General features: G+C 38.1%; 23 protein-coding genes and 1 pseudogene. 14 read left to right on the top strand and 10 right to left on the bottom strand.

The window, feature by feature from the left end; genetic code table 11:
• Nucleotides 1-57 precede the first annotated feature (57 nt).
• The 3 genes from I4641_RS18610 to csaB all read right to left on the bottom strand — a co-directional run bounded on the left by I4641_RS18610 (nucleotide 58) and on the right by csaB (nucleotide 3,483).
• A complete protein-coding gene (locus I4641_RS18610; RefSeq protein WP_229642084.1) occupies nucleotides 58-1,026 on the bottom strand; it encodes a LysR family transcriptional regulator in 969 nt (322 codons plus the stop codon).
• 157 nt (nucleotides 1,027-1,183) lie between these two features.
• Nucleotides 1,184-2,206, bottom strand: coding sequence for a hypothetical protein (locus tag I4641_RS18615; protein WP_229642085.1), 1,023 nt, complete (start codon nucleotides 2,204-2,206; stop codon nucleotides 1,184-1,186).
• A gap of 224 nt (nucleotides 2,207-2,430) precedes the next feature.
• Entirely contained in the window at nucleotides 2,431-3,483 is a 1,053-nt protein-coding gene (gene csaB, locus I4641_RS18620; protein WP_229642086.1) for a polysaccharide pyruvyl transferase CsaB, read from the bottom strand.
• Nucleotides 3,484-3,567: 84 nt separating this feature from the next.
• On the opposite strand from csaB, the gene I4641_RS18625 reads away from it, so the two are divergent.
• Nucleotides 3,568-5,280, top strand: coding sequence for a dynamin family protein (locus tag I4641_RS18625; protein ID WP_229642087.1), 1,713 nt, complete (start codon nucleotides 3,568-3,570; stop codon nucleotides 5,278-5,280).
• 5 nt (nucleotides 5,281-5,285) lie between these two features.
• Here I4641_RS18625 and sfsA read toward each other — a convergent pair whose 3' ends face one another.
• Together sfsA and I4641_RS18635 are read right to left on the bottom strand one after the other, a co-directional pair.
• Nucleotides 5,286-6,017 carry a DNA/RNA nuclease SfsA gene (gene sfsA, locus I4641_RS18630; protein WP_439655358.1) on the bottom strand — a complete coding sequence of 244 codons (732 nt, stop codon included), beginning with the start codon at nucleotides 6,015-6,017 and terminating at the stop codon, nucleotides 5,286-5,288.
• A gap of 26 nt (nucleotides 6,018-6,043) precedes the next feature.
• Nucleotides 6,044-6,520, bottom strand: a complete 477-nt coding sequence (locus I4641_RS18635; protein ID WP_369426838.1) for a GNAT family N-acetyltransferase — start codon at nucleotides 6,518-6,520, stop codon at nucleotides 6,044-6,046.
• Between the two features lie 216 nt (nucleotides 6,521-6,736).
• Here I4641_RS18635 and I4641_RS18640 point away from each other — a divergent pair.
• A pseudogene (locus I4641_RS18640) lies at nucleotides 6,737-6,961 on the top strand (RNA-guided endonuclease TnpB family protein); the annotation flags it as partial.
• Between the two features lie 24 nt (nucleotides 6,962-6,985).
• Here I4641_RS18640 and I4641_RS18645 read toward each other — a convergent pair.
• Nucleotides 6,986-7,699, bottom strand: a complete 714-nt coding sequence (locus tag I4641_RS18645; RefSeq protein WP_229642090.1) for an IS1 family transposase — start codon at nucleotides 7,697-7,699, stop codon at nucleotides 6,986-6,988.
• A 198-nt stretch (nucleotides 7,700-7,897) separates the two neighbouring features.
• On the opposite strand from I4641_RS18645, the gene I4641_RS18650 reads away from it, so the two are divergent.
• Entirely contained in the window at nucleotides 7,898-8,581 is a 684-nt protein-coding gene (locus I4641_RS18650) for a uracil-DNA glycosylase family protein (RefSeq protein WP_229642091.1), read from the top strand.
• A gap of 199 nt (nucleotides 8,582-8,780) precedes the next feature.
• On the top strand, nucleotides 8,781-9,476 hold the full coding sequence (gene rpe / locus I4641_RS18655; RefSeq protein WP_229642092.1) for a ribulose-phosphate 3-epimerase: 696 nt from the start codon (nucleotides 8,781-8,783) through the stop codon (nucleotides 9,474-9,476).
• Between the two features lie 113 nt (nucleotides 9,477-9,589).
• Here rpe and hemH read toward each other — a convergent pair whose 3' ends face one another.
• Nucleotides 9,590-10,753 carry a ferrochelatase gene (gene hemH / locus I4641_RS18660; RefSeq protein WP_229642093.1) on the bottom strand — a complete coding sequence of 388 codons (1,164 nt, stop codon included), beginning with the start codon at nucleotides 10,751-10,753 and terminating at the stop codon, nucleotides 9,590-9,592.
• A 169-nt stretch (nucleotides 10,754-10,922) separates the two neighbouring features.
• Between hemH and I4641_RS18665 the strand changes: the two genes are divergently transcribed.
• Complete coding sequence (locus tag I4641_RS18665; RefSeq protein WP_229642094.1) at nucleotides 10,923-11,471, top strand: YqeG family HAD IIIA-type phosphatase; 549 nt, start codon at nucleotides 10,923-10,925, stop codon at nucleotides 11,469-11,471.
• 199 nt (nucleotides 11,472-11,670) lie between these two features.
• On the opposite strand, the gene I4641_RS18670 is transcribed toward I4641_RS18665, so the two are convergent.
• Entirely contained in the window at nucleotides 11,671-12,849 is a 1,179-nt protein-coding gene (locus I4641_RS18670; protein ID WP_229642095.1) for a DUF3747 domain-containing protein, read from the bottom strand.
• A gap of 163 nt (nucleotides 12,850-13,012) precedes the next feature.
• On the opposite strand from I4641_RS18670, the gene bchM reads away from it, so the two are divergent.
• Genes bchM through I4641_RS18685 form a run of 3 tightly spaced genes read left to right on the top strand, consistent with a single transcriptional unit; the run spans nucleotide 13,013 to nucleotide 17,954 of the window.
• Complete coding sequence (gene bchM / locus I4641_RS18675; RefSeq protein ID WP_229642096.1) at nucleotides 13,013-13,714, top strand: magnesium protoporphyrin IX methyltransferase; 702 nt, start codon at nucleotides 13,013-13,015, stop codon at nucleotides 13,712-13,714.
• A 52-nt stretch (nucleotides 13,715-13,766) separates the two neighbouring features.
• Nucleotides 13,767-16,220, top strand: a complete 2,454-nt coding sequence (locus I4641_RS18680; protein ID WP_229642097.1) for a pentapeptide repeat-containing protein — start codon at nucleotides 13,767-13,769, stop codon at nucleotides 16,218-16,220.
• A 51-nt stretch (nucleotides 16,221-16,271) separates the two neighbouring features.
• Nucleotides 16,272-17,954 carry a hypothetical protein gene (locus tag I4641_RS18685; protein ID WP_229642098.1) on the top strand — a complete coding sequence of 561 codons (1,683 nt, stop codon included), beginning with the start codon at nucleotides 16,272-16,274 and terminating at the stop codon, nucleotides 17,952-17,954.
• 56 nt (nucleotides 17,955-18,010) lie between these two features.
• On the opposite strand, the gene I4641_RS18690 is transcribed toward I4641_RS18685, so the two are convergent.
• Nucleotides 18,011-18,655, bottom strand: a complete 645-nt coding sequence (locus I4641_RS18690; protein WP_229642099.1) for a ferric reductase-like transmembrane domain-containing protein — start codon at nucleotides 18,653-18,655, stop codon at nucleotides 18,011-18,013.
• 374 nt (nucleotides 18,656-19,029) lie between these two features.
• Here I4641_RS18690 and modA point away from each other — a divergent pair, with 374 nt between their 5' ends.
• The 6 genes from modA to I4641_RS18715 all read left to right on the top strand — a co-directional run bounded on the left by modA (nucleotide 19,030) and on the right by I4641_RS18715 (nucleotide 26,209).
• A complete protein-coding gene (gene modA / locus I4641_RS18695) occupies nucleotides 19,030-19,854 on the top strand; it encodes a molybdate ABC transporter substrate-binding protein (RefSeq protein ID WP_229642100.1) in 825 nt (274 codons plus the stop codon).
• 125 nt (nucleotides 19,855-19,979) lie between these two features.
• On the top strand, nucleotides 19,980-23,162 hold the full coding sequence (locus I4641_RS18700; RefSeq protein WP_229642101.1) for an efflux RND transporter permease subunit: 3,183 nt from the start codon (nucleotides 19,980-19,982) through the stop codon (nucleotides 23,160-23,162).
• A gap of 297 nt (nucleotides 23,163-23,459) precedes the next feature.
• A complete protein-coding gene (locus tag I4641_RS24275; RefSeq protein ID WP_369426839.1) occupies nucleotides 23,460-23,588 on the top strand; it encodes a transposase family protein in 129 nt (42 codons plus the stop codon).
• A gap of 109 nt (nucleotides 23,589-23,697) precedes the next feature.
• Entirely contained in the window at nucleotides 23,698-24,621 is a 924-nt protein-coding gene (locus tag I4641_RS18705; protein ID WP_229642102.1) for a transposase, read from the top strand.
• 488 nt (nucleotides 24,622-25,109) lie between these two features.
• Nucleotides 25,110-25,796 (top strand): GntR family transcriptional regulator, encoded by a 687-nt coding sequence (locus I4641_RS18710; RefSeq protein WP_229642103.1) that lies wholly within the window; start codon nucleotides 25,110-25,112, stop codon nucleotides 25,794-25,796.
• Between the two features lie 8 nt (nucleotides 25,797-25,804).
• Nucleotides 25,805-26,209, top strand: coding sequence for an allophanate hydrolase-related protein (locus tag I4641_RS18715; protein WP_229642104.1), 405 nt, complete (start codon nucleotides 25,805-25,807; stop codon nucleotides 26,207-26,209).
• A gap of 37 nt (nucleotides 26,210-26,246) precedes the next feature.
• On the opposite strand, the gene I4641_RS18720 is transcribed toward I4641_RS18715, so the two are convergent.
• Nucleotides 26,247-26,699: a zinc-binding metallopeptidase family protein gene (locus I4641_RS18720; protein WP_229642105.1), complete on the bottom strand. Its 453-nt coding sequence runs from the start codon at nucleotides 26,697-26,699 to the stop codon at nucleotides 26,247-26,249.
• Between the last annotated feature and the right edge of the window lie 39 nt (nucleotides 26,700-26,738).

The following is a 26,738-nucleotide window of genomic DNA, read 5'->3' on the forward strand; positions in this document are numbered from 1 at the left end:
ATCGCTCTTTTTTTTCCCTGATTATAACCTAAACTAGGTGCGTCTAAGCTTAGTACATTATTGATTGATTAGTTGGGCGGATTTTAAATCTAAAGATTTGCCTAAATCTTTGACTAAGTTGTAAAAATGAGCAATAGGAGGTACTATCAGGCGATCGCTTGTTGTCACCATAACTACCTGACGGGTAAGGACACTTTCTAATTCTTCTTGTTCGGAAATACCTGTTTTGAGATGAGATTGAGCAATAGGGCGTATCGCCAAGGTCGGATCGTTGTAGGAGTCTATTAAGGCTTTGTGGGGCAATAAAGCAATCATATCCCCCTGTCGGATCACCCCTCTAAAAGCATCTAGGGTATTTAACTCCATAGCGGTTTTGATTTGAACGTTTTGATTTTTAAACCAATCTTGCACTAGCCGCTGCATTCCATAACCATCTTTAAAAACGATTTGGGGGTATTTGACTAGTTCTAGAGGCGGAATTTGCTTGAGTTTGCTTAAAGGATGATTGGCAGCCATTAAAACATCAACTTGTTCTTCGTAGAGTACTACTAGTTCTACCTCTGCCGATGCGGTTAAAAATCGATTGTTCATGACGATCGCTACATCTATTAAACCATCTCGCAGGACTTTGAGAGCACGATCGCTACCCAATGCAGTGACTCTTAATTGAACTTCGGGATAGTCCGAGCAAAATTGTTGCAGAATTGGCGGTAGATAATGAGCGCAGACTGAATGTATAGCTGCAATACATAATTCTGGTTGCTTACCCGCCATTAAGTCCGCGCATTCATGATTAGCTTTTTGCCACTCCTGACAAATTCTTTGAGCGCGGGGTAACAGTTTTTCTCCCCCCAAGGTTAGCTTGGCTTGGGCGCTACGATGAAATAGCGGTAAACCCAAATCTTGTTCTAAAGACTGTATTTGACGGCTTATGGTTGATTGAGTTACCCCACATTTTTTAGCTGCTTGTCCAAAATTCCCCGTTTCTGTAATGGCTATAAAAGCTTGTAATTGCTCGATTCGCATAAACTTCTCTACAAAGTAAGCAGTTTCATTATGTTGCTGCTTATTATCTGACGAACATAGCCGATTTACCGAGGGTCGTTTGGTATAAAGCAATACATTATGTTTTGTTGATTGCTATTGACTTTGTTGCCTTGATTAATAATTTGCCTTCAATATTCTATATTTGCCTGGGAAATGTAGGTAAATCGACAGCAGCTAAAGACTTTGGTTTAACTTTAACCAAAGATTGGGGTTGGGTAGGAGGGCGATCGTTTGTTTGAGGCAATTCTGTTGCCTGAGATACAGTCCAAGTAGCAATTTTGGCTGCGGTTTTGATAGTTTTTGAAGGAGTAAATTTTTTAGCAGCTAGGGGTTGAGACTTGGTTTTGGGCAGGGAAATTTTTGACTCGGAAGTGACAGAAGTCGACCAGGGCTTGATGGCTCTTGGATTAGAATAGGTTTGACGACTGGGGGATGTTTGCTCTTGGGGGGGGATAGTAGCAGATGCAGCTACTTGTTCTCGATCGCGTTGTAATTCTGCCTTATATTGTAAAGTCAAGCTTTGTTGTTGAGCGAGCTTGGTTTGTAATTCTTGGACTTGCTGTTCTTTGGCAGTTAATTCGTAAGTTTGGCGATCGTAGTTTTCTTTTAAAAGGGTACACTGTCTTTCGAGTTGAGCAGTTTGCTGTTGAAATAATTCGTACTGTTGGGTTAAATTATTAATTGTTAATTCTTTTTGTTTGATAGTTTGTTGATGAGTTGCTAATTGTTGGTCAAATATATCTACTTGTTCCTGATATTTTTGAATTTCCTGTTCTTGTTGGGCGACCAAAACATCACTATTGCGAGATTTTTCAATATATTTATTGAACCTGTTATCTATTTCTGCTAATTCTTGTTCTAGGCGAAAAACTTTTTTCAGCAGCTTGCGATTATATTCTCGTAATTTGTGAGCAACCTTTTGCCAATTCATTTTTTGATTTAAAGATTGGTCGTGGTCTACTTCAGTAATATTATTTAGAGATGCTTGAGTCGGCTCAAGGGGATTGTCTGCCCTCAAATTGTTATTTTCAATACTAGACATCTCGGCTGCTGCTGTTATCTCTTTGCTTGTTTCTTCTCGATCGCCGTTGATTGTTTCAAAAGACTCTGGGGAGAATTCAGGGTTAAAAGAATTGGCATTGTTATTAGCTTCAGTCATAGTTATTGATATCTAGATCGTTCTCAACAGTTGTAGAAAAATAATTAAACAGTTAAGTAATTACCCTGAATAGTTTATGTATACTTTTTGGCGAGGTAATTGGCATTTTTAGGCAATTTAAGTTCAGTATAAAGATAAATTGAAGTGATTTTTTAAATTTTCTACTTGGCTTTAGATTTTACTAGATATAGCTTATACTTTGTACTGAAAAATGCCAAGTTTAATTAACAATTTGGGATCGCTTTGCGTAATAATTGTTGATGGATCGAGGCGCGATCTACTAAAGACTGAATTTGAACTGCACTTAGTTTTGTGGGAGCGTGAAATAACTCGATCCAAGCTTGACTAATTAAGCTAGGATCATCAGGTAGATTGGCTAGTTCGTAGCCAGGCAAATTTACTTCAGACATTAATCGACTCACCTTGGGATCGTAGCTTAGGGCAAAACAGTTACAACCTTCTGCTGCTGCCAAGATCAGACTGTGCAAGCGCATTCCGATCGCCATTTTTACCTGCTGAAATAGTCCCTTTAATTCTTTTGGGTCGTTAATTGATAATATGGAGTTATGATGTCCTAGTGCTGTGGAAATTGATTTGGCGATCGCTCTGTCTTGAGTTGGTTGGAAAGGAATTAATAATATATGACTATCTGTCTGGGCTTGGAAGTCTTTAATCGCTTTGGTTAAAGTCTGGAGGCGATTTTTGCTTAAAAGAGGATGCGATCGCAAAACCACCGCTACTTTTGGTTTCGATATATCATCCAACTCTGGCAAGGTCTTGCTCTCCATTGCCCATACGGGATCGGGAGCAACGATCGATTCAATTTGCCACGACTGTAGTAATTCTGCCGAAGCTGTATCCCGAACACTAATTGCATTACAACCCAGTAATACTTGCTTGGTTAGCCAGCGCGTCCCAGATTTATTCAATGGCCCAATACCTTGCGCCCAAGCAATGGTTGTTAGCCCTCTTTGTTGAGCTAGTGACATTAAACCAGCATAGTAAATCGGACTGGCAATACTGGTAGAATCTTGCATCAAACTGCCACCACCCCAAATAAATACTTGACTCTGGTTTAAAGCATTGAGGACGGCAAAAGCGGATTTGCGATCGCAACTAGCAACCCCGTATTGTTTTTTGGTAGCGCGAGGATTCCCTGACAATACAATCGGCGTAACCGAGCTTGGTAACATTTGTAATAAAGAGACAAGTAATGCTTCGTCTCCTGCATTGCCCATGCCATAATAACCACACAATACTGCTCTAGTAGGACTCATTATTCTGTTTATTTGATACCGTTAAGTTATTATTTTAGTTCTTCGCTTTTTTTTAATCGGAAAAAGTACTTAGATATTTTTATTATGGATAATCTTATTGTCGATGAGAAATTAGCTCAATATCAATCTAATTTGGACAGTTTGCTGGGTCAATTAGAAGATTTTGCAACAAATATTAGCAATCAGCAACTACAAGTAACTATTCGTAATTTACGTACCAATATAAACGAACCTTTTTTGTTTGTAATAGTAGGAGAAGTGAAAGCGGGGAAAAGTAGTTTTGTCAACGCTTTGCTACAAGCAGATATTTGTAAAACCGCAGCAGATCCCTGCACGGATATAATTCAACAGATTGTTTATAGCGAAAAAAAAGAAGAACAGCCTGTTAGCCAGTATCTACGCAAGATTGGTTTACCTAAAGATATCCTCAAAAATTTATCGGTAGTCGATACTCCTGGGACAAATACAATAGTGGAAAATCACCAGGAGATTACTAAAGAATTTATTCCCAATAGCGACTTGATTTTCTTTGTTTTCTTTGCTAAAAATCCTTATACTCGTAGTGCTTGGGATTTATTGGATTATGTTAATAGCGAATGGCGCAAAAAAGTCGTCTTTATTCTCCAACAGGCAGATTTAACTAAACCAGAAGAATTAGCTAAAAATAAAGAAAAGCTGACAGAATTAGCTTTGCAAAAAGGAATCGAATCTCCCATAGTTTTTGCTACCTCAGTAGAATACGAAGTAAATGGTGAACCAGAGCGTAGTGGTTTTAATGATGTGAGAAATTATATCCAGCAGACTCTCAAAGATGGCGGTACTAAGAAGTTAAAATTGCAGGGAGTAGCTAATACTAGCGAGCAAATTATTGACTTGCTCAATAAAGATTTATTCTCGATTCAACAACAACTCGTTACCGACCAATTAGTAGTCAATAAAATCAAAAATAAACTACAGCAAAACAAAAGACAGTCGGGTTTTGAACTCGAATCTTTAATTAATCGCTTATTAGCTAAATACGATAATATCACCACTAGAGTAAAATTAGATTTTCGCGAAAAACTATCCTTGTTAACTTTAGTTAGAGGTTCGTTTGCTGTTTTATTTCGTACTAATAAATCTGCCCCAACTTGGATGGATGAATTAAAGCAAAGTTGTGAAAATGAATTAAAATCTTCTTTGGGGGAAATATCTCAAGATGGTATTAAACATTTTGTCGGTGGTATTAGAGAATTGTTACAAAGCCTGGTAGACGATTTACACGACATTAAAGTTAATCAAATCAATACTAATGCCATTACCGTTAATACTATAGAAAGCCGTCAAGAAATCGTTGAAGACGTACAACAAAAAGTATCTACTCTATTAGATGATAAAACTTTTCTTAATTCTATAGAATCAGTTAATGCTAGCGTCGCACCAAGACTAGTAGGAGGAGGCGCAGCCACCGTAGCGGGAACGGCGATCGCTGCTTTAACAGAAATAGTATTATTAGATATTATCGGTACTGCTTTTGCAGGAGTAGGAATTCTATTTGCAGGAGGAACACTAGTTCTGAAAAAGCGAAAAATAATCAAACAATTTGAAGAAAAGCTCGACCGAGAAAAAGCTCGTTTTGAAAGCGAAATATCTGATAAGTTGAATTCTAAACTAGATATTATTTATGAAGAAATAGAGCGCAATTTCGTTAATATCTATGATTACGTAGAAGCTGAAGAACAAAAAGTCATGCCATTACTGGAACAGTTTAAAGCGATAGAGCAAATAAGCAAGGAATTAATTATTAATAACAAATAACAAATTTATGGTTCGCTCTGTAAAAACTCCGCCATTCCCAAATAACTAATACCTTCGGGGGTAATTTCAAAACGATAGGGCAAAACTTCCAACCCTTTACTTACTCCTTTGCGTAACAATTCCCCATATAAGCGATCGCAAGAATCGCTAGGAGCAAAGCGATCGCAATCTCCACGATTGATAAAATATAACATCACCGCTTTAGTATCTGGAACTAGATCGGTTAACTCTTGGAGATGTTTTTGTCCGCGAGTTGTTACAGTATCGGGAAACAAAGCTAAATTTCCCTTGCTCAGAGTAACGCTTTTCACTTCCAAATATATTTGTTCTCGGTCATCATCCCCTGAGAGCAAAAAATCTACTCTACTCTTTTTATCTTTGCCATAAGGAACTTCAGATCGCACTTTATTATACCTATTAGCTAGTTCGGGAAATAACTTTTGTTCTAAAGCTAGTTTCACTACCCTGTTAGGAATAGCAGTATTCGTCCCTACCCAAGTAGAGTCTATTTGAGTCATTTCCCAGGTATAAGCCAGCTTACGCTTGGGATTATCGCTCTTTGATACCCACACCAAACTATCGGGAATATATACCCCTGTCATCGGACCAGTATTCGGACAATGAGCCGTAATTATTTCTCCCGTATCCAACTCAATATCTGCCAAAAACCTTTTGTATCGTTTAATCAAACGTCCTGGAATCAGAGGCGGATATTGATAAATTAAGCTCATGGTAATTAAATATAAAATTCAAGATCGATGATTTATTCAAGCTGTAGAATCATCTCATTTTTAGGCACAAAACCTAATTGCTGATAAACAGATTTACCATGAGGAGAAGCGTGAAGAATAGCATGAGTGCAATCGAGTGATCGCAAATATTCAATTGCGGTTGTCGTTAACTGACTGGCTATTCCCTGACGACGATATGATGATTCTACAAAAACATTCCAAATATAGCCATATTTACGAAAGCTAGATTTGAAGGGAGAAGGATACAAACCAGCAAACAGTTGACAACTAACCGATCCAACTACTTGTCGATCTATGGTTGCCATAAAAGCTTGAAATGATAACTCTTTACGGGCTTTAGCAATAAATTCCAATGTTCGTTCTAGCCAGAGATCGTCTATTGAATCTTTAGAAATATCATTATCGAGCCACAGTTGATAAAAATGTTGAGCGATCGAACTATCATCTAAATGAGTTGCAGGGTTAATAGATAGGGACAAGTCATTTATGGAGCTACTTTTTCTTTCCATACTTGGGGGTGCGATCGATTATTTTTATGCAAAAAGAAGACTCCCGCTAAAAACGAGGGCGATTTAAGTCTAACATCGTTAGACACGCCCAATGTTTTAGCGGTGAGATGAATTTTTGCCAGCCAATAAAACCGCGCTAGCAACATCGCAGCGCTTTCTCTAGCGTCTTTTCAAGACGCGGGGTCGCTGCTCTTTTTGCGCTATTGGCTAGACAATAAAGGAGTCAATAAATACGACCTTAATAAGTATTGTCGCGTCATAGCCAAAGAATATAGTTTTGCGTCGGAATTAAACTCTACTGCTAGACAGTCATCCGCCGAACGAGCTTGGAGTGCTATTAGTCGTTTCTTTGATAATTGTAAAAAGCAGATCAAAGGCAAAAAAGGATTTCCAAGATTTAAAAAACATTCTCGTTCAGTTGGGCGTTGGTGAGTGCATAATGCTCTAAACAGAAAAATGTACAGTGTCGAATCTCAAATAATGCAGTAGTAGGCGAATTGAATATTTAAGAAGAAGAGTAGACTTGGAATAGCATAAGGTCTTGCGATGTAATCGAGCTAGATAATGTCTCAAACGAGTATTTTCTCCCTCAACTCTGGTCATGTATGTTTTGCAAACAAGATGGTCTTCAGGTTCAATATACATCGGATAAACTTTCCAACCATCTGTGACATACCAAAAGCTTTTCCAGCATTTGATAATTTGCCAAATTGGTTCAAAAGTTTCATGAGAGCGATCGCCAATATTCCAAAGCAAAATACCTTTTTGTTTATGATTCACTACTGTCCAAATCCAACATTTGTTCTTCTTATTACCAACAAAGGTTTGTCCTAAAGGATACCGCTCCGCATATAACTCATCTATTTCGGTTATTTCGGGTATTTCCGAGTCCAGTGGTTCGTCGGTCAAAGACTCTCCTGCCTTTTTGACCCAATTGATAATAGTTGTATGATCGATGTCTATAACTCTAGCGATCGCTCTAAATCCCATCCCGTTGAGATACATTTTTAGACAAAGTTGTTTAACTTCTACTGGATATCTTCTCGAAATAGGATTTTCTACATATTGATAGCCACAATCCTTACATTTGTATGATTGTTTTCCACCTCTAAAACCATTTTTTTTGTTGCTGGAGGACTTACATTGAGGACAGTACATTGCTAAGCAAAGTAATTCTGCTATTTCATTTTAAGCTTTGAAGCATTATGCACTCACCAACGCCAAATTAGTAATTAGCGCGAAAGCGGAATTAATAATTTAGTGGTGGGAGTGTTCAATGATTTGCTTTTTGAGCGTCAAAAAAAATGAGATAATTACAGTCTCCTGAGAATAATTGAACTAAATCGTTAAATTGTAATGTCCGATATTAATACTTTAATAGATCGAGTGCAACAAGAAGCACAGCGAGAAGAATTTCCCATCGATATACCTGTATACAAATCTGCCAATCTCGAACCCACCAAACCAATTCTTTATGCAGGAAATCTGGAGAGTCCTTTATGCTTTTTTGGTCGCGATTTAGGCAAAGATGAAGTTCTTGCTCGTCAACCCCTAATTGGTGCATCGGGAACAATGGTAAGAAAGGGTTTTTACTACTCTATTTATCAGCAAAAAGCTCCTTCTAGAAAAGACTTAGACCATACAACTATCGATCGCGTTTTACTATCGAATACCGTTCCTTATAAGCCACCAGGAAATAAAGCTTATTTAGTTAAAGTCAAACAAAGATTTCGTCCTTTTATCGAACAATTATTTATATTTCATTGGCAAGGAAATCAAGTTATTACTTTAGGCACAGAAGCTTTTAAATGGTTTGCTCCCTATGGTACAAAAGGAGAACTAGATAGCTTTTTTAGTCAAAAAGATACTCGCTACGAACAAACAGTGACTGTCAGCCTTACTGCGACTGACGATTCTGGCATGACTCAGACTAAAGCGATCGATTTATTACCTTTACCCCATCCTTCTCCATTAAACACTCAATACTATGCTGCTTTCCCAGGGATGTTACAAAAACGATTGGCACAAGTTGAATTTTAAATAAATATTTGGTTCTCGATTTATCTAAATCTTGACAAATAAAATATATAACCTTCCCTCAAGTAATACTCTCTCAAAAAACGTCAATTAATTGATTGGGATACTATTACAGTCCGCAAAATATAAAAACGTGATATCTTATTAGTAAATAGATGAATTTTTGTTAAACTCGATACAAAATTATAGAACAATAAAATTTATGACTACCAAAAAAACTGTTATCTCTCCCTCGATTTTATCCGCAGATTTCAGCCGTTTGGGTGAAGAAATCAAAGCAGTAGATAAAGCTGGTGCAGACTGGATTCATATTGATGTTATGGACGGTAGATTCGTTCCTAATATCACTATTGGACCAATGATTGTTAAAGCTGTTCGTCCTCTTACTACTAAGCCTTTAGACGTACATTTAATGATTGTCGAACCAGAAAAGTATGTCGAAGAATTCGCTAATGCTGGTGCAGATATTATCTCCGTCCATGCAGAACATAATGCTTCGCCTCATTTGCACCGTACATTGGGTCAAATCCGCGAATTGGGCAAGCAAGCTGGCGTAGTATTAAATCCTGGTACTCCTCTATCTTTGATCGAGCATGTTCTACCCTTGTGTGACTTGATCTTAATCATGAGCGTCAACCCTGGTTTTGGCGGACAAAGCTTTATTGCCGAGATGGTAGAAAAAGTAGCTAGTCTGCGTAAAATGTGTGACGACAAAGGATTAGATCCTTGGATTGAAGTTGATGGTGGATTGAAACCCAACAACACTTGGCAAGTATTAGAAGCTGGTGCCAATGCAATTGTAGCTGGATCTGCGGTATTCAAAGCAGCCGATTATGCAGAAGCAATTGAAGGTATTCGTAATAGCAAACGTCCTCAACCTGAATTAGCGACTGCCTAATTTATCAAGTGCGATCGATTGTAAAAAGATTCATCAATAATGATGAATCTTTTTTTAACAAAAAAGTTTTTTAATAAATAAAAAAATACGAGAGATACAAGGTGAACAGCTGACTAAAGTATGCCCACCATATGTAATGGACCGCTACCACTAAGCAACTCAATCAACAAACCAAAGAAACCAATCATCGCCAAACGACCATTCCAGACTTCAGCAGCAGTAGTCAAACCCCATTGCCATTTTTCTTGAGGATACATTTTCATGTTCTCATTTGGATGAGTTACTGACTCAAAAGTACAAGGTTCTGCATCGATAGAATCAACTACCAAATCTGCCAAAGAATCAATAAAACCAGGATAAACATTGAGCGCGGGCACGCGATGGAAATTTTTAATTCCTGCTTCTTCTGCTACTTCTCGATATTCCATATCGATTTCCTGTAGGGTTTCAATATGCTCGGAAACAAAGCTGATGGGTACTACTGCTAGATCTTCAATCCCTCGATCGCCCAACTCTTTTAAAGCATCATCTGTATAGGGCTGTAGCCATTCTACTGGGCCAACTTTACTTTGATAAGCTAAAGTATATTCATTCGATCGCCCTAAAGTTTCCATGATTAGGCGAGTACATTCTTCGATTTCTTTTTGGTAGGGATCTCCTGCTTCTTCTACATAACTAACAGGAACACCGTGGGCGCTAAAAAAGACATGAGCATTATCGGGGTTGGGAAATTTATCCAATTCTTGCTCGATTAGATCCGCCATAGATCTTAAATACCCAGGACGCTCGTACCAAGATGGAATCAAAGTATAATCAACTTCTTGCAACACTTCATCTGTTGCCCACATTTCCTCTAAAACTCTAAAACTAGAACCGCTGGTACTAATAGAAAATTGAGGATACAAAGGTAAAACTACAACCTTTTTAATACCGTCATTTTTGATCTGAGCGATCGCTTCTTCTGTGAAAGGATGCCAATAGCGCATGCCGATATATATCTTGACATCTTGCCCCATTTCCTTAAGCTTTTTTTCTAAAGCTTCTGCTTGGGCTTCTGTTATTTCTCTCAAAGGAGATCCACCGCCAATTTCTAAATAGTTGTCTTGGGATTTTTTAGCTCTTAAAGTTGAAATTAACCAAGCTAAAGGTTTTTGCAACGCTTTAACGGGTAATCTAATAATTTCTGGATCGGAAAACAGATTATATAAAAAAGGACGAACATCCTCTATTTTGTCTGGCCCACCCAGATTGAGTAATAAAACTCCAATACGACCCATAGTTCTAATAGCTTATTTAAATTTTCAGTTTCTTTACTAATTTTAACAATATATCTTTTCTTTATGTTTCATTGTTCTCGGTACACAGAACTTAATTAGTTAAGTTAGCTTTTAAATCGCTAATATATTCTCCGATGAGCAATAATTTATTGTTTCCTATTTTTATATCATGACTACGATCGCCTTATTACAACCAAATTTAGTTTTGGGTGGAACTATTTTTGACTTAACTCCTGAAATACTCCAAGACCAAAATATTGAAGGGTTAATTCTGGACGTTGATGAAACTCTCGTTCCTTTTAAACAAAAAGAAACTTCCCAAGAGTTGCAGCAATGGATTGCCCAAATTAGACAAACTACCCCCATTTGGCTAGTCAGTAACAACATTAGCCATACTCGCATTGGCAATATTGCTCGATCCGTCGACTTGCCTTTTATTTCTGCTGCCAAAAAGCCTTCTCGTCGTAAACTCAAAGAAGCAGCCGAAGCGATGAATTTGCCCGTTGAAAAGGTAGCTATGGTAGGAGATCGTTTATTTACCGATGTTTTGGCAGGAAATCGTTTGGGTATGTTTACTGTCTTGGTCGAACCAATGATCGATCCTGTGGTAGCAGTGCGTTCTCATCCAATTCGCGATTTTGAAATCTGGATTTCTCAGCTTTTGGGAGTATCTTTACTTGCCGAGGAAAAAAATGTAACAAAAGGTAATAACTCTTGATATGGCTAAATATAAAGAAAATATTACGAAATAGAAGGCTGCCAAAAATATCTGAGATTATACTTATAGATTAAATGAGGTCAGCCAATATATAGACCTTAACTATAGTTAAAAAAATATCGAAAATGGTATCGATCCAGGGATAGTTCCAGACCGATACCATTTGTTTTGCGCTCTAATCTATTGTCAGATCGATATCTTATTCTGCACCAGTAATGCACTTATGAGTGCGAAGTGTTGCTGTTGCAGCGTAAGCTCTAGCTGCTGGGGTATTAGGTTGGAAAGCATCTCCTGTTTCTTGATAAGCAGAAGCTACACCACAGTAGGCTGACATAGTTGCGATGGTTTCATTTGCCCAATGATTGCTTGTGTCATTAAATGCCACAGGATCTTGGTTGGTTTCCAATTCTGTTGCACCATCGTTGGCAAATAAGGCTACCTTATTTAAAACCGTCATCAATTCTGCTCTTGTAACAGGTTTAGCTGGCTGGAAAGTTCCATCATCATAACCAGCAACAATATTACTTTCTTTTGCCCATTGAATTTTACCAGCACTCCAACGACTTGCTTCTACATCGGGATAAGGCTGGGTAGTTGCAGAATCAGCAGATGCTAATTCTAAATCGTCAATTGTCTTTAGAGCATCGTAAACTATAGAGACTAATTGTTCTCTAGTAAGAGATTCGGTAGGCTTGAAAGTTTTGTCTTTGTACCCAGAAATTAAACCTAGAGCGACTGCTTGCTCGATCTCGTCTTTATAGATATCGCGAGCGATGTCGGTAAAAGCATCTACCTTGGGAGGGGTAATAGTTTCACCGCTAGCTGCTGCAATTTCTTGGGAGTCGCCACTAAGGAAAAAGTGACCCAATACTTTGCCTTCAAATTCTTTTTTAGTGAATTCCCAACCAGGATTCAAATAGATCTTGGCATACTCTCCATCTCCAGGCTTACCAAAGCTTTGACCGACTATAATATCTCCGCCTCCTTTAAAGCTTTTGGCGACTAACTGTAAATTATCTCCCTTGGGGATAATATCTAGTCGATAGTCAAGGCTAGTATCTTGTCCGTCGAGACGCACGGAATAGCCGTTACCATCAGTCGCTTTGTTGCAACTACCTGAAAAGTCAAAGGTCGTCCATAAAGGGTCGATAATAGTAGGTTCAGAGCCAACTTCAGCATAACACTGTTGCTTCCCTGGAACTTGTTGGATTACATTTAGATTATAGCCGATCGCGCCAGCAGGCACAGCAACAGCGACTACTTCACTTTGCTCTAAGGCTGCTTCGGTAAACTGAGCTAAAACTGGAAGTAATGGAGTTGTTAAAGCGATCGCCCCTGTAAATATTGCTGCTAACTTGAGCTTTTTTGATAGTTTCATAATATCTCTTGAATGCCTTATCGATATGATTAAAGCTCAAAATTAAGATTTCGTCCCGTTCGATCGGGAATTATTTGGTTTTAATTACTAAGAGATATTTTTATACTGGGATGGAGTACACTACCAAAGGGAATTATTAATTCATATATCTACAAGTTTATTTATGAAAACAGCAGATAAAATCAACGATAAGGCGATCGTCAAAGACTATTTTAATCAAAAAGGATTTGATCGCTGGCGCAGGATCTATGGCGAAACTGATGATGTTAATAAGGTACAGAAGAAAATTCGCCAAGGACATCAACAAACCATCGATACGGTAGTTGATTGGCTTAAAGATGATGGTAATTTGGCAGATATTTCTGTCTGCGATGCGGGGTGTGGTGTAGGTAGCTTGAGTATTCCTTTAGCAGAAGCTGGCGCGACGGTTTATGCTAGTGATATTTCCGATAAGATGGTAGGAGAAGCGAAGGAAAAGGCAACAGAAGCCTTAGAAGATCCCAGCAAGGTAACTTTTTCTGTATCGGATTTAGAGACTTTGAGTGGTAGTTATGATACGGTTATTTGTTTGGATGTTTTGATTCACTATCCCACAGAAGATGCAGCTAAAATGATTGCACATTTAGCATCTTTAGCAGAGTCGCGTTTGATTCTGAGTTTTGCACCGAAGACTTGTGTATTGTTTGTCTTGAAAAAAGTTGGCGAGTTTTTTCCTGGTCCTTCTAAGACTACTAGAGCTTATCAACACAGGGAAAAAGATATCATTGCTATTTTGGCAGAAAATGGCTTTGAGATTAAACGCAAGGGAATGACTAGCGTGAGTTTTTATTATTCAAAAATATTGGAAGCAGTAAAGGTTAAGTAATAAGTAATCTTGAAATTCAAAGAATATTTCTAAATATCGGTTATCCGTTGTTATGGGCAATTTTATTGTAACGGAAACATTTGGCGATCGAGGAGAAGGGGGAGAAAAGTTAGTTTGGGATAGTGTTAAAGTAGCTTTTTCAGCTCGTAATTGTCTTGGTTATTGGCGTTATCCTATTTTTTCTCAATCGGGAAAGTTTCGTAAAGAAACCGATGTTTTAATTGCCGATCGCTTTTTGGGTTTGATGGTAATTGAAGTTAAAGGAATTAAGATCGAACAGTTAGTTAATATCCAAGGGCATCAATGGGAATATCATAATTTTTATACAGAATCTGGCAATCCCTATCAACAAGCAGAAAGGCAATTATTTGCTCTATTAGAATATAGCGATCGCGAACCTTTATTAAAGCAAAAAGTTACCTCTAAAGTATTAATAGCTCTACCCTATATTACTCAAGCTGAATGGCAAAATAAGGGTTTTCACAAGTTACCTAATTCTCCTCCAATTTTATTTCAAGAACACCTAGGGAATCCTCAATTATTATTAAATTTAATTACTAATACCCCTCCCTTAATTAGGGGAGAAATCTTAACTCCAACTCAATGGGAATTATTATTAGCTGTCTTAGGCGGTACGCCCTTATATCAGCCAGATTATCGATATTTACCTTGTAGGAAAAATAGTCGCCGTCATGTCATTACTCAAGTGCGATCGCGTTTGACTCAATTAGATTTACAACAGGAAAAGATTGCCAAACAAATTCCTAACGGAATGCAGCGAATTAGGGGAATTGCTGGTTCAGGAAAAACTGTTCTATTATGCCAGAAAGCTGCTTTGATGTCGGTAAAATATCCAGAATGGCAGATTGCTTTAGTCTTTTTTTCTCGGAGTTTGTATGATTCTATTACCCAACAGGTAGACAAATGGATTCGCCACTATACCCAAGATAAAACAAGCTATCATCCTCAAAAATCTAATTTAAAAATACTTCATGCTTGGGGCAGCAAACAACAACCAGGTTTTTACAGTACCATCTGCAAAGCAGTAGCTTATTTACCCCTTGCCGTTCCTTTTACTACTAGCAAAAAACCGAACGAAGCTCTCGCCGAAGCCTGTGTAGAATTACTAGAAAATAGAACCATTCCTCAGCTATTTGATGCAGTTTTAATTGATGAAGCTCAAGATTTAATTGCTAATAATTGGAAATACCAAGATAAGCAACCCTTTTACTGGCTAGTTTATCAATCTTTGCGTCCAGTTAATTCTATTCATCCTGAACAAAGAAGACTTATTTGGGCATACGACGAATTACAGAGTTTGGATAGTTTAAATTTACCCGAACCACGGGAAATGTTTGGTGAAGAGTTAGGACATTTAGTTACGGGAAAATATAACCAACAAATTAATAAGACGGAAATTATTTATCGCTGCTATCGTACTCCCCATCAAGTTATTTTCACCGCCCACGCTATAGCAATGGGTTTATTAAGAAAAAAAGGTATAATAACGGGTTCTAAAGATGTTGAAGAGTGGCAAGCATTGGGATATAAAATAAGCCAAGGCGATCGAGATAAATCGAAGTTCATTTTAAAGAGAGAGTCACATAATTCCCCTAATATTATTAATGAATTATGCCAAGAAGATACAATTCACTTTGATCGCTTTACTTCTCGTCAACAGGAATTAACTGTCTTAGCTCAAAAAATCGAGCAAAATTTAAATCGAGATAATTTACAACCAGATCGAGAAATTCTAATTATAGTTTTGGGCGAGTATTACGATACAACATCCTTAGTTAAGCAAACTGCTACTTTTTTAATCAACCAAGGTATTAATATCTATCTCCCTAGCCAAAGTAATTTTAATCGTTTAGATACTCCTCCAGAACAACGAAATTATAATCAATTTTGGTATCCAGGGGCGATTACTATTTCCACTATTTATCGCGCTAAAGGACAAGAAGCAGACATGGTTTATCTAATTGGTTTAGATAATATTGCCCGCCATGAAAGTAATTTATACTTGCGCAATCAATTATTAGTAGCCTTGACTCGTACTAGAGCTTGGGTAAATATTAGCGGTATCGGAGATTATGCTCTCTATCAAGAATTAAGGCAATTAATTAATAGTAAGGAGCAAATAAAAATTAATATCCATAGTTTACCCCAAAGAGAACTTAGAACGAGCGATCGCTCTAATCTTTTACAGGGATATGCTTTGGGTAGAACCAATTTCCGCTACGCTAATTTAAGCAATACTGACTTATCTGGGCTTAATTTAACTAATATCAACCTAATCGAAGCAGATTTAAGTAATGCTAATTTACAAGGAACAAATTTAACCAATGCTAAATTAATTGCCGCTAATTTAACCAATACCGATTTAACCAATGCCAACCTCACCAATGCCAAACTAATTGGGGCAAACTTAAACAAAGCGAACTTGAATAATGCTAACCTTACGAACGCCAATCTATTGAATACTATCTTAGAAACTGATAACTGATAACTCAAAATTGGGAACTATAACTTGAGACGATAGTATATACAAGTTATTATGGGCAAGCTGCAATATTTTACTTTGGCAACTGTTATTTCTATACTAGGCTCAAACAGTATTAAAATCTCTAGTGCCAGTGCCTCAGTTAGTAATAGAAACCCAAATTTAGTTCAAAATAAGGAAACTGCCACGGAATCATCTCTACAGAATAAAACTCGATTTTCTGTTATGGCTAACACCACCTCATATCAACTAGCTCAAAAATCCACTTCTTCAAACGAAGATCTTGAAACGATTGAAACTATCCAAAAAAGAGATAAAAAAATTGAAGGCTTTAAGGATCTGTTGAAAATTGATGGTGTAGTTCCCGAAGTAGATTTAGATCGCGAAAAATCTAGCAGTAATGGGGATGAAATGATGGATGCCTTACAAAATAGGCAACAAAAATTACAAAAACTAAAAGAAATCAAACAAGCACAAGATTTGTTAAATGAAGGAAAATTAAATGCTTTAAAAGCAGAAGATATTAATCTAAAAAATGTATCAGAGATAGAAAAAATAAAGAAAATAGTCAATAATAATAATCTCGATGATGCTGAAATAATTGATGCTTTGCAAAAAGAAAATATTAATATAGAAAGTAGCGAAAAATTAGAGAAAATCAAAACTATAGTCAATAGTGGCACATCGGCTAGATCCGAATCATCAGACTCTGATAAACTTTCGGCAACTACAGCTTTTAGAATGTTTACTATTGGTATCCCTGTCACTATTTTAGTTTTCCTGATCGCCACACCATTTGTCAAAGGGACTTTTGGAGTAGTTAAAAGCAATGTAGATGAAAAATTTGGCAAGCCAAAAGTACCTGATGGATCGATTACATTACACAACAAAGCTCTAGCAGAAATTACTACTATTGGTACTAAAGCTGAAAAAATTAATGATGCTAAATTCGGGAATGAAGAATTTAAACTATTAATCCAAATCAAAATTGATATAGCCAAAAAAACTGAAGGATATGAAAAACTCGGCTATGGTGTCGATCTTTTACAGGCTGCAATTATTGCTCAAAAAAGCTTCCTCAAATTAGAATCTACTGAGTTGCGCTATCGCAGTCGCAAACAGCAACAATTTTATCAGTATGTTGCTGATAATCTTGAAGAAAATGTCGATAAAGAAGCTTTTGCTAAAAAAGTTAAAAAAAAACAAGTCGAGATTTTACCTTTAATTACTACAGAAGAAGGTAGAGATGCACTTGAGTCCTATATTAAAGAAATTAACAATATAAGCAAGTACGATCTTGGTCTAAAATTACTATCTTTGTTTAAAAAATATGACTTACAAGATTTTTCTATTCTTAAAAAAATATCAGATGTAGTAGAACGTCTTCAAGGAGAAGATTTACTTTCCCCCAAGGATTTAATTTCTCTGGTTTTAGAAAATTATGATGCTTTTGAACAACTCGCCCCAATTTTAGATATTCCCAAATCAGAAGTTTCTCCTACAACTTACGCTAGAATTTTGCAAGTAATTGGTTTAGAAAATCGTCACGGTAAATCTTATATTCAATTCAAACAACTTGTTACGCTTTTAAAAAGCTGGGAAAAGCCTTTCAAAACTATTAACATGGTGCGGAATGAATATACATCCCATAAGTATCAAGTTCCTGAGGAATTTAAGCAAGAAATATCGGGTTTAGAGGTTTATAATCAATATGCAAAATATCTACCCGATTTGTAGTTTAGATTAACTACATATAAATCAATAATCTTTCCATACTCTATAGTTGAAAACTATTATTTAATCATTTTCCTGAGTCTCAAAATAGACCAAAACATCCGCCTCCGCATCAAAAACACTAGTATCGTTAAAATGACGATTCCATAGGTGCGGAGAGAATCCTCAAGTTCTAGTTGTAACTCTGCCATATAATGAGGCCCAATCAGTATAGTATGCAAAGCAGCCAAAGCTAAAGCAGGAACAGTCAATAGGTGAATTTGTCGCCATCTTTTACCCAATTTTCGCTGTAGAAATGGAAAGCTGGTAATTGCAGCAGGAGTCATCGTCGCTAAAGCAATAATTCCCGCCCATATTCCCCATTGATGTCTGGATATCATCTCAGATATGGTTGCAACATTGCCATTTAAAACATGAAAAAAAGCATAGATAGCATGAGCGAGGGTAGCAGCAAAAGCAAAAATACCAATAGTCCTGCGATATTTTAGAGGTATATTCCACCAAAAACTAATAGGACGAGCAATTAAAGCCAGCATCAAGAAAAATATCCCTGCGTGTCCTAAATGATGACCCATACCATCTGTTTTAGAAAGTATGATAACTCCCAGAACGATCGCGATCCAATCTCCATAAGGAAATAATGGCTTTTTCAACTTTTGTTGAGCTTTCTGGTTTTGCTGTAAGACTTTGGATTTAGTTTTCATCTGCGATTGGCAATAATCTAAACTGATGAGCTTGAAGGAAGTATTTTAATCCCACTACTATATCATCTATTGATTTTAATTCTCAATAGTTGCCAGAAAATAAAAATTATGTTCAACTGGATATCTCTTGTAAGGAGCATCTAAACTCTTATCTAGTTTTGTAATCGACGATCAACATCCCTAACTTTATTGAGTATTATTATTATTAATTTTATAGCTGATCGCAAAATAAAAAGCATCCGACTAATTCTCGGATGCTTCTCAATTGAAAATATTAGCGATCGCTTTCTTGTATCTATAGTTCGCGTCAATGTAGAATATCATAGGTCTAAGCCCGTCTCGATACACCCACACCAATTAGACTGTAGAATTGTATGGATCTAGCCATAGGAAAAAAGATATTTCAAAAATTATTTGTTTTTCAGTTTTTAGCACTAGGATTAATCGGTGGCTGTAGTCAAGAAATAGAGGGCAAAACATCTGGCGATCGCCATGATTCAACTTCACCAGAGCTTATTTTCTCGGCTGCTGCTAGTATGCAGGATGTATTAGAGGAGATCAAACAGCTTTATTTGGTTCAATATCCCCAAGCCAAGATAACCTTCAATTTTGGTTCTTCTGGTTCTCTACAACACCAAATAGAACAAGGCGCACCCATCGATATTTTTATTTCGGCTGCACCCCAACAAATGAATGATTTGGCGGCTAAAAAATTGCTTTTAAACGAAACCCGCCAAGATTTAGTCAAAAATCAAATGGTGTTAGTCACCCCCGAAGATAATCATTCGATCGATAGTTTTGACGATTTAATCAAAAAGTCGATCGAGCAAGTTGCTTTAGGCGAACCGAATAGTGTTCCTGCGGGAAAATATGCTCAAGAAATTCTTACTAGTCTCAACCTAATTGATCGCATTAAAACAAAAGCGGTTTATGCCAAAGATGTACGGCAAGTATTGAATTATGTTGCGACAGGAAATATAGAAGCGGGGATAGTTTATCGTACTGATACTGCGAAAACCAAAAACGTAAGGGTGGTGGCTACTGCACCCCCAACAATTCATTCTCCTCTAATTTATCCTGTAGCTATTATGAAAGATAGCAATCATCCCGAAGCAGCTAAACAAATGTTAGATTTTCTCTTTACTTCTCAAGCCCAAGCAATCTTTAAAAAACACGGTTTCATATCAGTTAGTAAATAAAAACGCTATAAGAGAAAAAAAAAGAAGCAAAAGCGATCGCATTAATAGACTTCATATTTGTACATATAAAGAGTAAAAAAAGTTAGACTAGCTTTTTAACTCCTTCATTTTTCATCCCTGAAGTTATGTCTTTCCATTTCTCATCTTGGTCGATCAAAAACCCCGTACCAACTATTGTGACGTTTCTGATCTTGGGGGTAATCGGCATCACTTCTTTTATGACATTGGGAATAGATAGCGAACCGAATATTGATGTGCCAATTGTAATTGTCAGTGCCAGTCAAAGGGGAGTTAGCCCAACGGAATTGGAAACGCAAGTAACAAAAAAGATTGAGGATGCGGTAGCTAATTTAGATGGCATAGACAGTCTTAGTTCGACGGTTACAGATGGTAGTTCTAGTACTGTAATTAACTTCGATTTAGGAATAGATAGCGATCGCGCTATTAATGAAGTCCGCAATGCGATTTCCCAGATTCGTCCCGATCTTCCCCAAGATATTGACGAACCGAGTGTAACCAAGCTTCAGTTTACAGGAGGAACGGTAGTTACCTATGCGGTTGCTTCAGATAAGCGATCGGTGGAAGATATTAGTAACTTGGTAGATCGGACAATTATTCCTGAATTACTCAATGTTAAAGGAGTCGGAGATGTAGAAAGATTGGGGGGATTGGATCGAGAGATTAGGGTGAATTTAGACCCCGAAAGACTACAGGCTTATAGCATGACTGCGACTGATATAGATAGTCAGATAGGTCAATTTAACCTTAACTTATCGGGGGGGCGATCGGAAGTTGGCGGCAGAGAACAAAGCGTGCGTACTTTGGGGAGTGCCAAAACTGTAAGGGAATTGAGAGCATATCCTATTGAATTAAATAACGGCGATACTGTACCTTTATCTAACTTTGGCGAAGTATTAGATGACTTTGAAGAGTCGCGACAAAAAGCATTTTTGAATGGGAAGCCTGTAGTTAGTTTTGCGGTCAAAAGAAGTTCTGGAAGTACTTTGGTGACAGTAGAAGAAGGAGTCGTCAAAGCGATCGCCCAATTAGAACAAACTTTACCCGAAGATATTATTTTAGAGAAAATATTTACCCGTGCCGATCCGATTCGGGCTTCTTTTCGAGGGACAATTAATTCTTTAGTATTGGGTTGTTTGCTGACAGTTGCTACCGTAGGAATCTTTCTCCGTGACTGGCGAGTAACTTTAATTACCGCTACTGCGTTACCCCTTTCGATTATTCCTACCTTTTGGGTAATGAAAACCCTTGGCTACACCCTCAACAGCATGAGTCTTTTAGGCCTGGCGTTAGCGGTGGGAAACCTTGTCGATGATGCCATTTGTATGATCGAAAATATTGATCGCCATTTGCAAATGAAGAAAAAACCTTTTCAAGCAGCTTTGGATGCAGCCAGGGAAATTGGTTTGGCCGTGGTTGCAACAACTGCAACTATCGTGGCGGTGTTTATCCCCGTGGCATTTATGGGGGGTATTCCTGGGCAATATTTCCAACCTTTTGGGGTAACGGTAGCGGTATCTACCATGTTTTCAACGTTGGTAGCCTGTACGGTAACGCCAATGTTGAGTGCTTATTTATTAAAATCTAAACCACAGACTTGGCAACATCCCCGCTTTAAAGCATTTAATGCTGTAAGTTACGATATTACTCCTGAAGATAGAAGATTTGAACCAGTTAACATTAATGAAAATATTGCCAATTCTTCTCAAAACTTTGATGTTAACGCCAAGGGAAAATTGCAACCCTATCGTTTTTTGCTCAATTTAGCCTTAAGAAACCGCATCTCCACTTTGATTTTAGCTGGTGCTTTCTTCTTTGGTAGCTTACAACTGGTACCCTACATCCCCAAGGGTTTATTTGATGCGGGGGATACAGGATTGAGTACGATTCAAGTGGAATTACCTCCAGGCTCAAAATTAGATAATACCGAAACAGTAATTTTACAGCTAGATAAACTATTGCGCCAACAACCCGCAGTCGATAACATTTTGTCTCAAGTAGGGGAAGAAGGCAATATTAACCAGGGTTTGGTGACGGTAAAACTAACGCCAAAAAGCGATCGCAATATTTCTCAACAAGAATTTCAAGAAGCAATGCGATCACAGTTCACCCAAATTCCTGGGGCGAGAATTAGTTTCCAGAGTCAGGGTGCGGGGGGTAGCAACAAAGACGTATCTTTAATTTTGCGGAGTAATAACCCAGCGATTTTAGTCGAGACTGCTAATAATCTAGAAAAACAAATTAGAGAAATATCAGGGCTAGTCGAAGTCACTTCCAGCACTAGTTTAGTTAAACCCGAAATCATTATCGAACCAGATCCCCAACGAGCAGCGGATCTAGGTATTTCCGTTCAGGCGATCGCCAATACGGCTTCCCTGGCTTCCATTGGTAACAGTGATTTTAATCTGGCAAAATTCAACTTGAGCGATCGCCAAATCCCCATCAGAGTCCAAATTAATCCCGAAAAACGTCAAAGTATTGAAACTCTCAAAAACCTCCGCATACCCGCCCGCGATGGCTCATTAGTTCCCCTAGAAGCAGTAGCAAATATTCGCCTGGGAAGTAGCCCCGCCACCATCGAAAGATTTAACCGCAACCGCCAGGTAACTGTCGAAGCGAATCTACAGGGATTGTCTTTAGGAGATGCGATCGCCAAAATTCGAGCTTTACCAGCCATGCAGACTTTACCCCCTGAAGTAAAAGAAGAGCCTTCTGGAGATGCAGAAATTATGAGGGATATCTTTGCTCGCTTTGGAGGCGCGTTAGGATTAGCGATCTTGTGTATCTATGCAATTTTGGTCTTGCTATACAACAACTTCCTCTATCCCTTGGCAATTCTCGTGGCACTGCCTCTATCAATTGGCGGTGCGTTACTAGGGCTACTAATTACCCAAAAAGAATTAGGTTTGTTTGCCCTAATTGGGATCGTTTTGTTAATGGGATTAGTCACCAAAAATGCCATCTTATTAGTAGATTTCGCCCTGGCAGGACTCAAAGAAGGTAAAACTCAGAAAAAAGCAGTTATAGCTGCGGGAGTATCTCGTTTGCGCCCAATTTTAATGACTTCCATTTCTACTATTGCGGGAATGATGCCGATCGCTTTAGCCTTTGGTGCCGATGGCGAAGTCCGCAGTCCAATGGCGATCGCTGTAATTGGCGGTTTTACTACCTCTACCCTGTTAACACTAGTAGTTGTCCCCGTATTATTTACCTATGTAGATAGTTTTATTCAGTGGATCGGCAAATATCTCAACGCTAACCGCCAAGAACAATTAACAATTAACAACTGATGTTACGCATATGTAAACTTTGGGAACAAACGGGCTCTTGCACGCTTTTGGTGATCCGAGATAACGGGCGATCGCTGCCAAAAGAAATAGTAGGAGCGAAAGGTTTTGTGAGTAAATAGAATAAAAGCAAAAAAAGCGGTTATTTATGTCAGAAAATCATCCTCTCGATAATTCTCGTTTGCTACAACACTTACTGCCTGATTTTTTTATCTCAAGATAAATTCTTGGTCAATCAGTGAAACAAAAAATCAACTAACGATACAAGTTCAAACTCAGAATATACAAGCAGTTTGTCCGATTTGTAATTCAACAAGCAATCGGGTTCATAGTAATTATCAGCGATCGCTATTAGATGTATCTTGGGGCAACTATCAAGTCTGCTTAAAACTTTCAACTCAGAAATTATTCTGCTCAAATTATATCTAGAGATAGAGCCAAAGCTTATAAAGAAGGAGCGTCAAGAGGATGTCCAGAAGCCATTCAAATACCAGACCGTTTCCATCTTCTGGAGAATTTAAACAATCCTTTGGAGATAGTGTTCGATGAATATCCTCTGGCTCTTAAAAACGTTGAGACTATAATTAATGCCAAGATTATGAGCGAAGAAGACAAAATTATTGCTCAACCTGTTCCACCCCCTCCCCCAGCTAAAGCTACTGTTGTAAGAGCCGAATCAAATCTCAGCAAACGAGTAGAACAGTACGAACAAGTACATGCTTTGAATCAACAGGGTTGGACAAAAATTGCTATTGCCAACAAATTAGGAATCAGTAGGAGAAAAGTGTTTCGCTTTCTTAAATCTGCCACTTTCCCCGAACGAAAGGGGCGAAGCGATCGCGGAAAGAGTTTGCTTTCTCCTTACAATAAGTATCTTCTTGAGCGATGGAATGAAGGTTGTCATAATGGAACTAAACTATTGCAAGAAATTCAAGAGCAGGGTTATCAAGGCAGTTATGCTACAGTAGCTGCTCATACTCGTCGTCTTCGTGATACGCAACAATTACAAAAGGGAGAATCCAAGATTAATCAGTCAGAATTGAAAGTTTTTGAACCCAAAAAGTCGTTACTAACTGTTCGTCGTGCCGTAAAGTTGATTTTACGAAAACCATCTCAAAAGAGTGATTCTGATAACCAAGCAATCTCTTTATTAAAACAACAACATCCAAACCTAAATACTGCGATTGAACTTGTCCAAAGTTTTGCTAATTTAGTGCGGAATCACGAGCCAGAAAAACTACAAGAGTGGTACGAAAAAGCGAATTCATGTCAAATAAAAGCTTTAGAAAATTTTGCTCGTGGCATCAAAGAGGATTGGGCGGCAGTTAAGAATGGAGTAACTTATCTTTGGAGTAATGGGCAAGTAGAAGGACAAGTTAATCGGCTCAAGATGTTAAAAAGACAAATGTATGGACGTGCCAGTCACGAACTACTCAAGAAACGATTTTTGTGTCCTGTTTAATCAACCACACCATTGCTTCCTGCTTAAAGAAGGGATGGCAATACTGCACATTTAAGCTTTATCTTTGCTCTCAAATAGCGATCGCCCGTTCTCAGATTCACCAAAAGCGTGCAAGAGCCCATTTAATCTCAAAGTTTACAGGATTGGTGTCTAAAAAATTAGTTATCCATAGAGTTTTTCCGTTCATTTAATATTTTTGCAACAGTACCTATTAGAGGGAGGCGTGGATACGGAAGAAAATTGGTTTAAGAACTCGAAAAATCTTCTCTCTAAATTCAATTCTGAACTGAAGCAAAAGCTCAAACAGTACTTTTTTCTTTTGAAAGGCGATGATGCAGGTGAGGTCCAACCTGTTTGAAGTGCCGATATCCCAACTACCCATTTGTGGAGTTCTCGGCACTTAAATATCAATATCGTATACTGTATACTGTTATTGGGACAATTCTCAAAAACAGTATACAGTTTTTCGCGAGTCAAAACTCAAAATTATGATTTCTATTCAAAGAAGTCAATCTTTAAGGCAACAAGTATATGAAGCTCTAAAGCAAATTATCCTTAAAGGAGATTTAGCTTCGGGAGAGCGAGTAGTGGAAACAAAGTTAGCTCAACAGCTACAGGTTAGTCGTACCCCTATTCGCGAAGCAATTGGTCAGTTAAAGCGGGAACAACTAATAGTGTCTAAGCCTAATGGTGGTTTTAAGGTTGCTACTCTTTCGGTACAAGATGCAGCCCAGCTTTATGATTGCCGTATCGCTCTAGAACAACTTTCCGTGAGAAATGCCTGTGAGTACATTACCTCTAAACAATTAAAACAGCTAGAGAAATGCGTATTGCTGGCAGAAAAACTAGCGAAATCTAGTAAACCCGATCCTTTGAAGCTTTTAGAAATAGATTATCAATTTCATTATTTGATCGCCGAAAGTTCGGGTAATCAATGGTTACTTGCGTTGTTAGAACAGGTTTTCGACAAGATGGCACTGCTGAGGGTTCAGACCACCAAACACAACCTACAAGTGCTAGAGATTCGCTTAGAACATCGAGAAGTTTACGAAGCGATCGCCAAAAAAGATGTAGATTTAGCTCAATCGATGGTCGAAGAACATTTAGTTGCTAGCAAAGTCAGAGTAGTAAACGAAATGGAAATTATTAACAACAATAAACTGCACAACTCCTAATTATAGCTATGACAACAGAATCAGATATCAAACACGTCTTTATCTGCGGTTCGGCACTAAAAGGACAGCCAGACCACGGAAATCTCCAGTCCGCGAAGTTCATTAAAACCACGCAAACCCTGCCTCAATATCGCCTTCACGCAGCCGAAAATGGCTGGCATCCTGCAATTTATGCAACCGAAACAAATGGTGTCAGTATCCCTGGAGAAATTTATGAGATGACGACAGAGCAGTACGATTATTTGCTGAAAAACGAACCTCCTCATATGTATCCAGAGACAGTCAATCTCGAAGGAGATGAGACAGCGATCGCCATGCTATATCCTCAAGAACTGGTAGAAAAACATGATTGGGAAGATATCAGCGATCTTGGTGGTTGGGCAGCTTATAAAAAAGTAGCTGTAGCGGACTAACTTCGTGTCGCAATAGCAAGTAAAGATTATATTTTTCCTAACTGGATAAGTGTTTGCAACAATACGTTTCCTCCCTGAACACATTGTTCGGGGGAGGTGTATTCGCTGGCATCATGTGGGAGACTCCCATCACGCTGGGAACAAAAATCATACCCATGTCGCTAATCTGGGCTAATTCTTGAGCATCATGACTGGCACGACTGGGTAAATAGGTATAGCTAAGATTGAGGTTTTCACAAGATAAAGTGATCGCCTTTTGGATATAAGGTTCGGCTAAAGCTGGTTCGTTGTGCAAACAACGATTCAAACGAATTTGGGTATTGGTAGCAACGGCAATTTCTTCAAGATGTATGCGTAGCTGTTTTAAGAGGCTATCGATATGTAAGCTAGATAAGTCACGAATATCCAAGCTCATTTCTACCAAGCCAGGAACAACATTGGCAGCGTTCGGCAACACCTCCATTTTTCCTACCGGGCGTTGGTGAATCAAGGTATGATTTCACTGTCAAGCGATCGCTAAGAAGAAATG

Origin of the sequence: Waterburya agarophytonicola KI4 (assembly GCF_020640915.1) — a bacterium.
Lineage (GTDB): Bacteria > Cyanobacteriota > Cyanobacteriia > Cyanobacteriales > Xenococcaceae > Waterburya > Waterburya agarophytonicola.

Excerpts from the sequence above, each read along its gene's own strand:
- I4641_RS18610 (WP_229642084.1), bottom strand. The coding sequence starts at position 1,026 with ATGCGAATCGAGCAATTACAAGCTTTTATAGCCATTACAGAAACGGGG.
- I4641_RS18615 (WP_229642085.1), bottom strand. The coding sequence starts at position 2,206 with ATGACTGAAGCTAATAACAATGCCAATTCTTTTAACCCTGAATTCTCC.
- csaB (WP_229642086.1), bottom strand. The coding sequence starts at position 3,483 with ATGAGTCCTACTAGAGCAGTATTGTGTGGTTATTATGGCATGGGCAAT.
- I4641_RS18625 (WP_229642087.1), top strand. The coding sequence starts at position 3,568 with ATGGATAATCTTATTGTCGATGAGAAATTAGCTCAATATCAATCTAAT.
- I4641_RS18645 (WP_229642090.1), bottom strand. The coding sequence starts at position 7,699 with ATGTACTGTCCTCAATGTAAGTCCTCCAGCAACAAAAAAAATGGTTTT.
- I4641_RS18650 (WP_229642091.1), top strand. The coding sequence starts at position 7,898 with ATGTCCGATATTAATACTTTAATAGATCGAGTGCAACAAGAAGCACAG.
- rpe (WP_229642092.1), top strand. The coding sequence starts at position 8,781 with ATGACTACCAAAAAAACTGTTATCTCTCCCTCGATTTTATCCGCAGAT.
- hemH (WP_229642093.1), bottom strand. The coding sequence starts at position 10,753 with ATGGGTCGTATTGGAGTTTTATTACTCAATCTGGGTGGGCCAGACAAA.
- I4641_RS18665 (WP_229642094.1), top strand. The coding sequence starts at position 10,923 with ATGACTACGATCGCCTTATTACAACCAAATTTAGTTTTGGGTGGAACT.
- I4641_RS18670 (WP_229642095.1), bottom strand. The coding sequence starts at position 12,849 with ATGAAACTATCAAAAAAGCTCAAGTTAGCAGCAATATTTACAGGGGCG.
- bchM (WP_229642096.1), top strand. The coding sequence starts at position 13,013 with ATGAAAACAGCAGATAAAATCAACGATAAGGCGATCGTCAAAGACTAT.
- I4641_RS18680 (WP_229642097.1), top strand. The coding sequence starts at position 13,767 with ATGGGCAATTTTATTGTAACGGAAACATTTGGCGATCGAGGAGAAGGG.
- I4641_RS18685 (WP_229642098.1), top strand. The coding sequence starts at position 16,272 with ATGGGCAAGCTGCAATATTTTACTTTGGCAACTGTTATTTCTATACTA.
- I4641_RS18690 (WP_229642099.1), bottom strand. The coding sequence starts at position 18,655 with ATGAAAACTAAATCCAAAGTCTTACAGCAAAACCAGAAAGCTCAACAA.
- modA (WP_229642100.1), top strand. The coding sequence starts at position 19,030 with ATGGATCTAGCCATAGGAAAAAAGATATTTCAAAAATTATTTGTTTTT.
- I4641_RS18700 (WP_229642101.1), top strand. The coding sequence starts at position 19,980 with ATGTCTTTCCATTTCTCATCTTGGTCGATCAAAAACCCCGTACCAACT.
- I4641_RS18710 (WP_229642103.1), top strand. The coding sequence starts at position 25,110 with ATGATTTCTATTCAAAGAAGTCAATCTTTAAGGCAACAAGTATATGAA.
- I4641_RS18715 (WP_229642104.1), top strand. The coding sequence starts at position 25,805 with ATGACAACAGAATCAGATATCAAACACGTCTTTATCTGCGGTTCGGCA.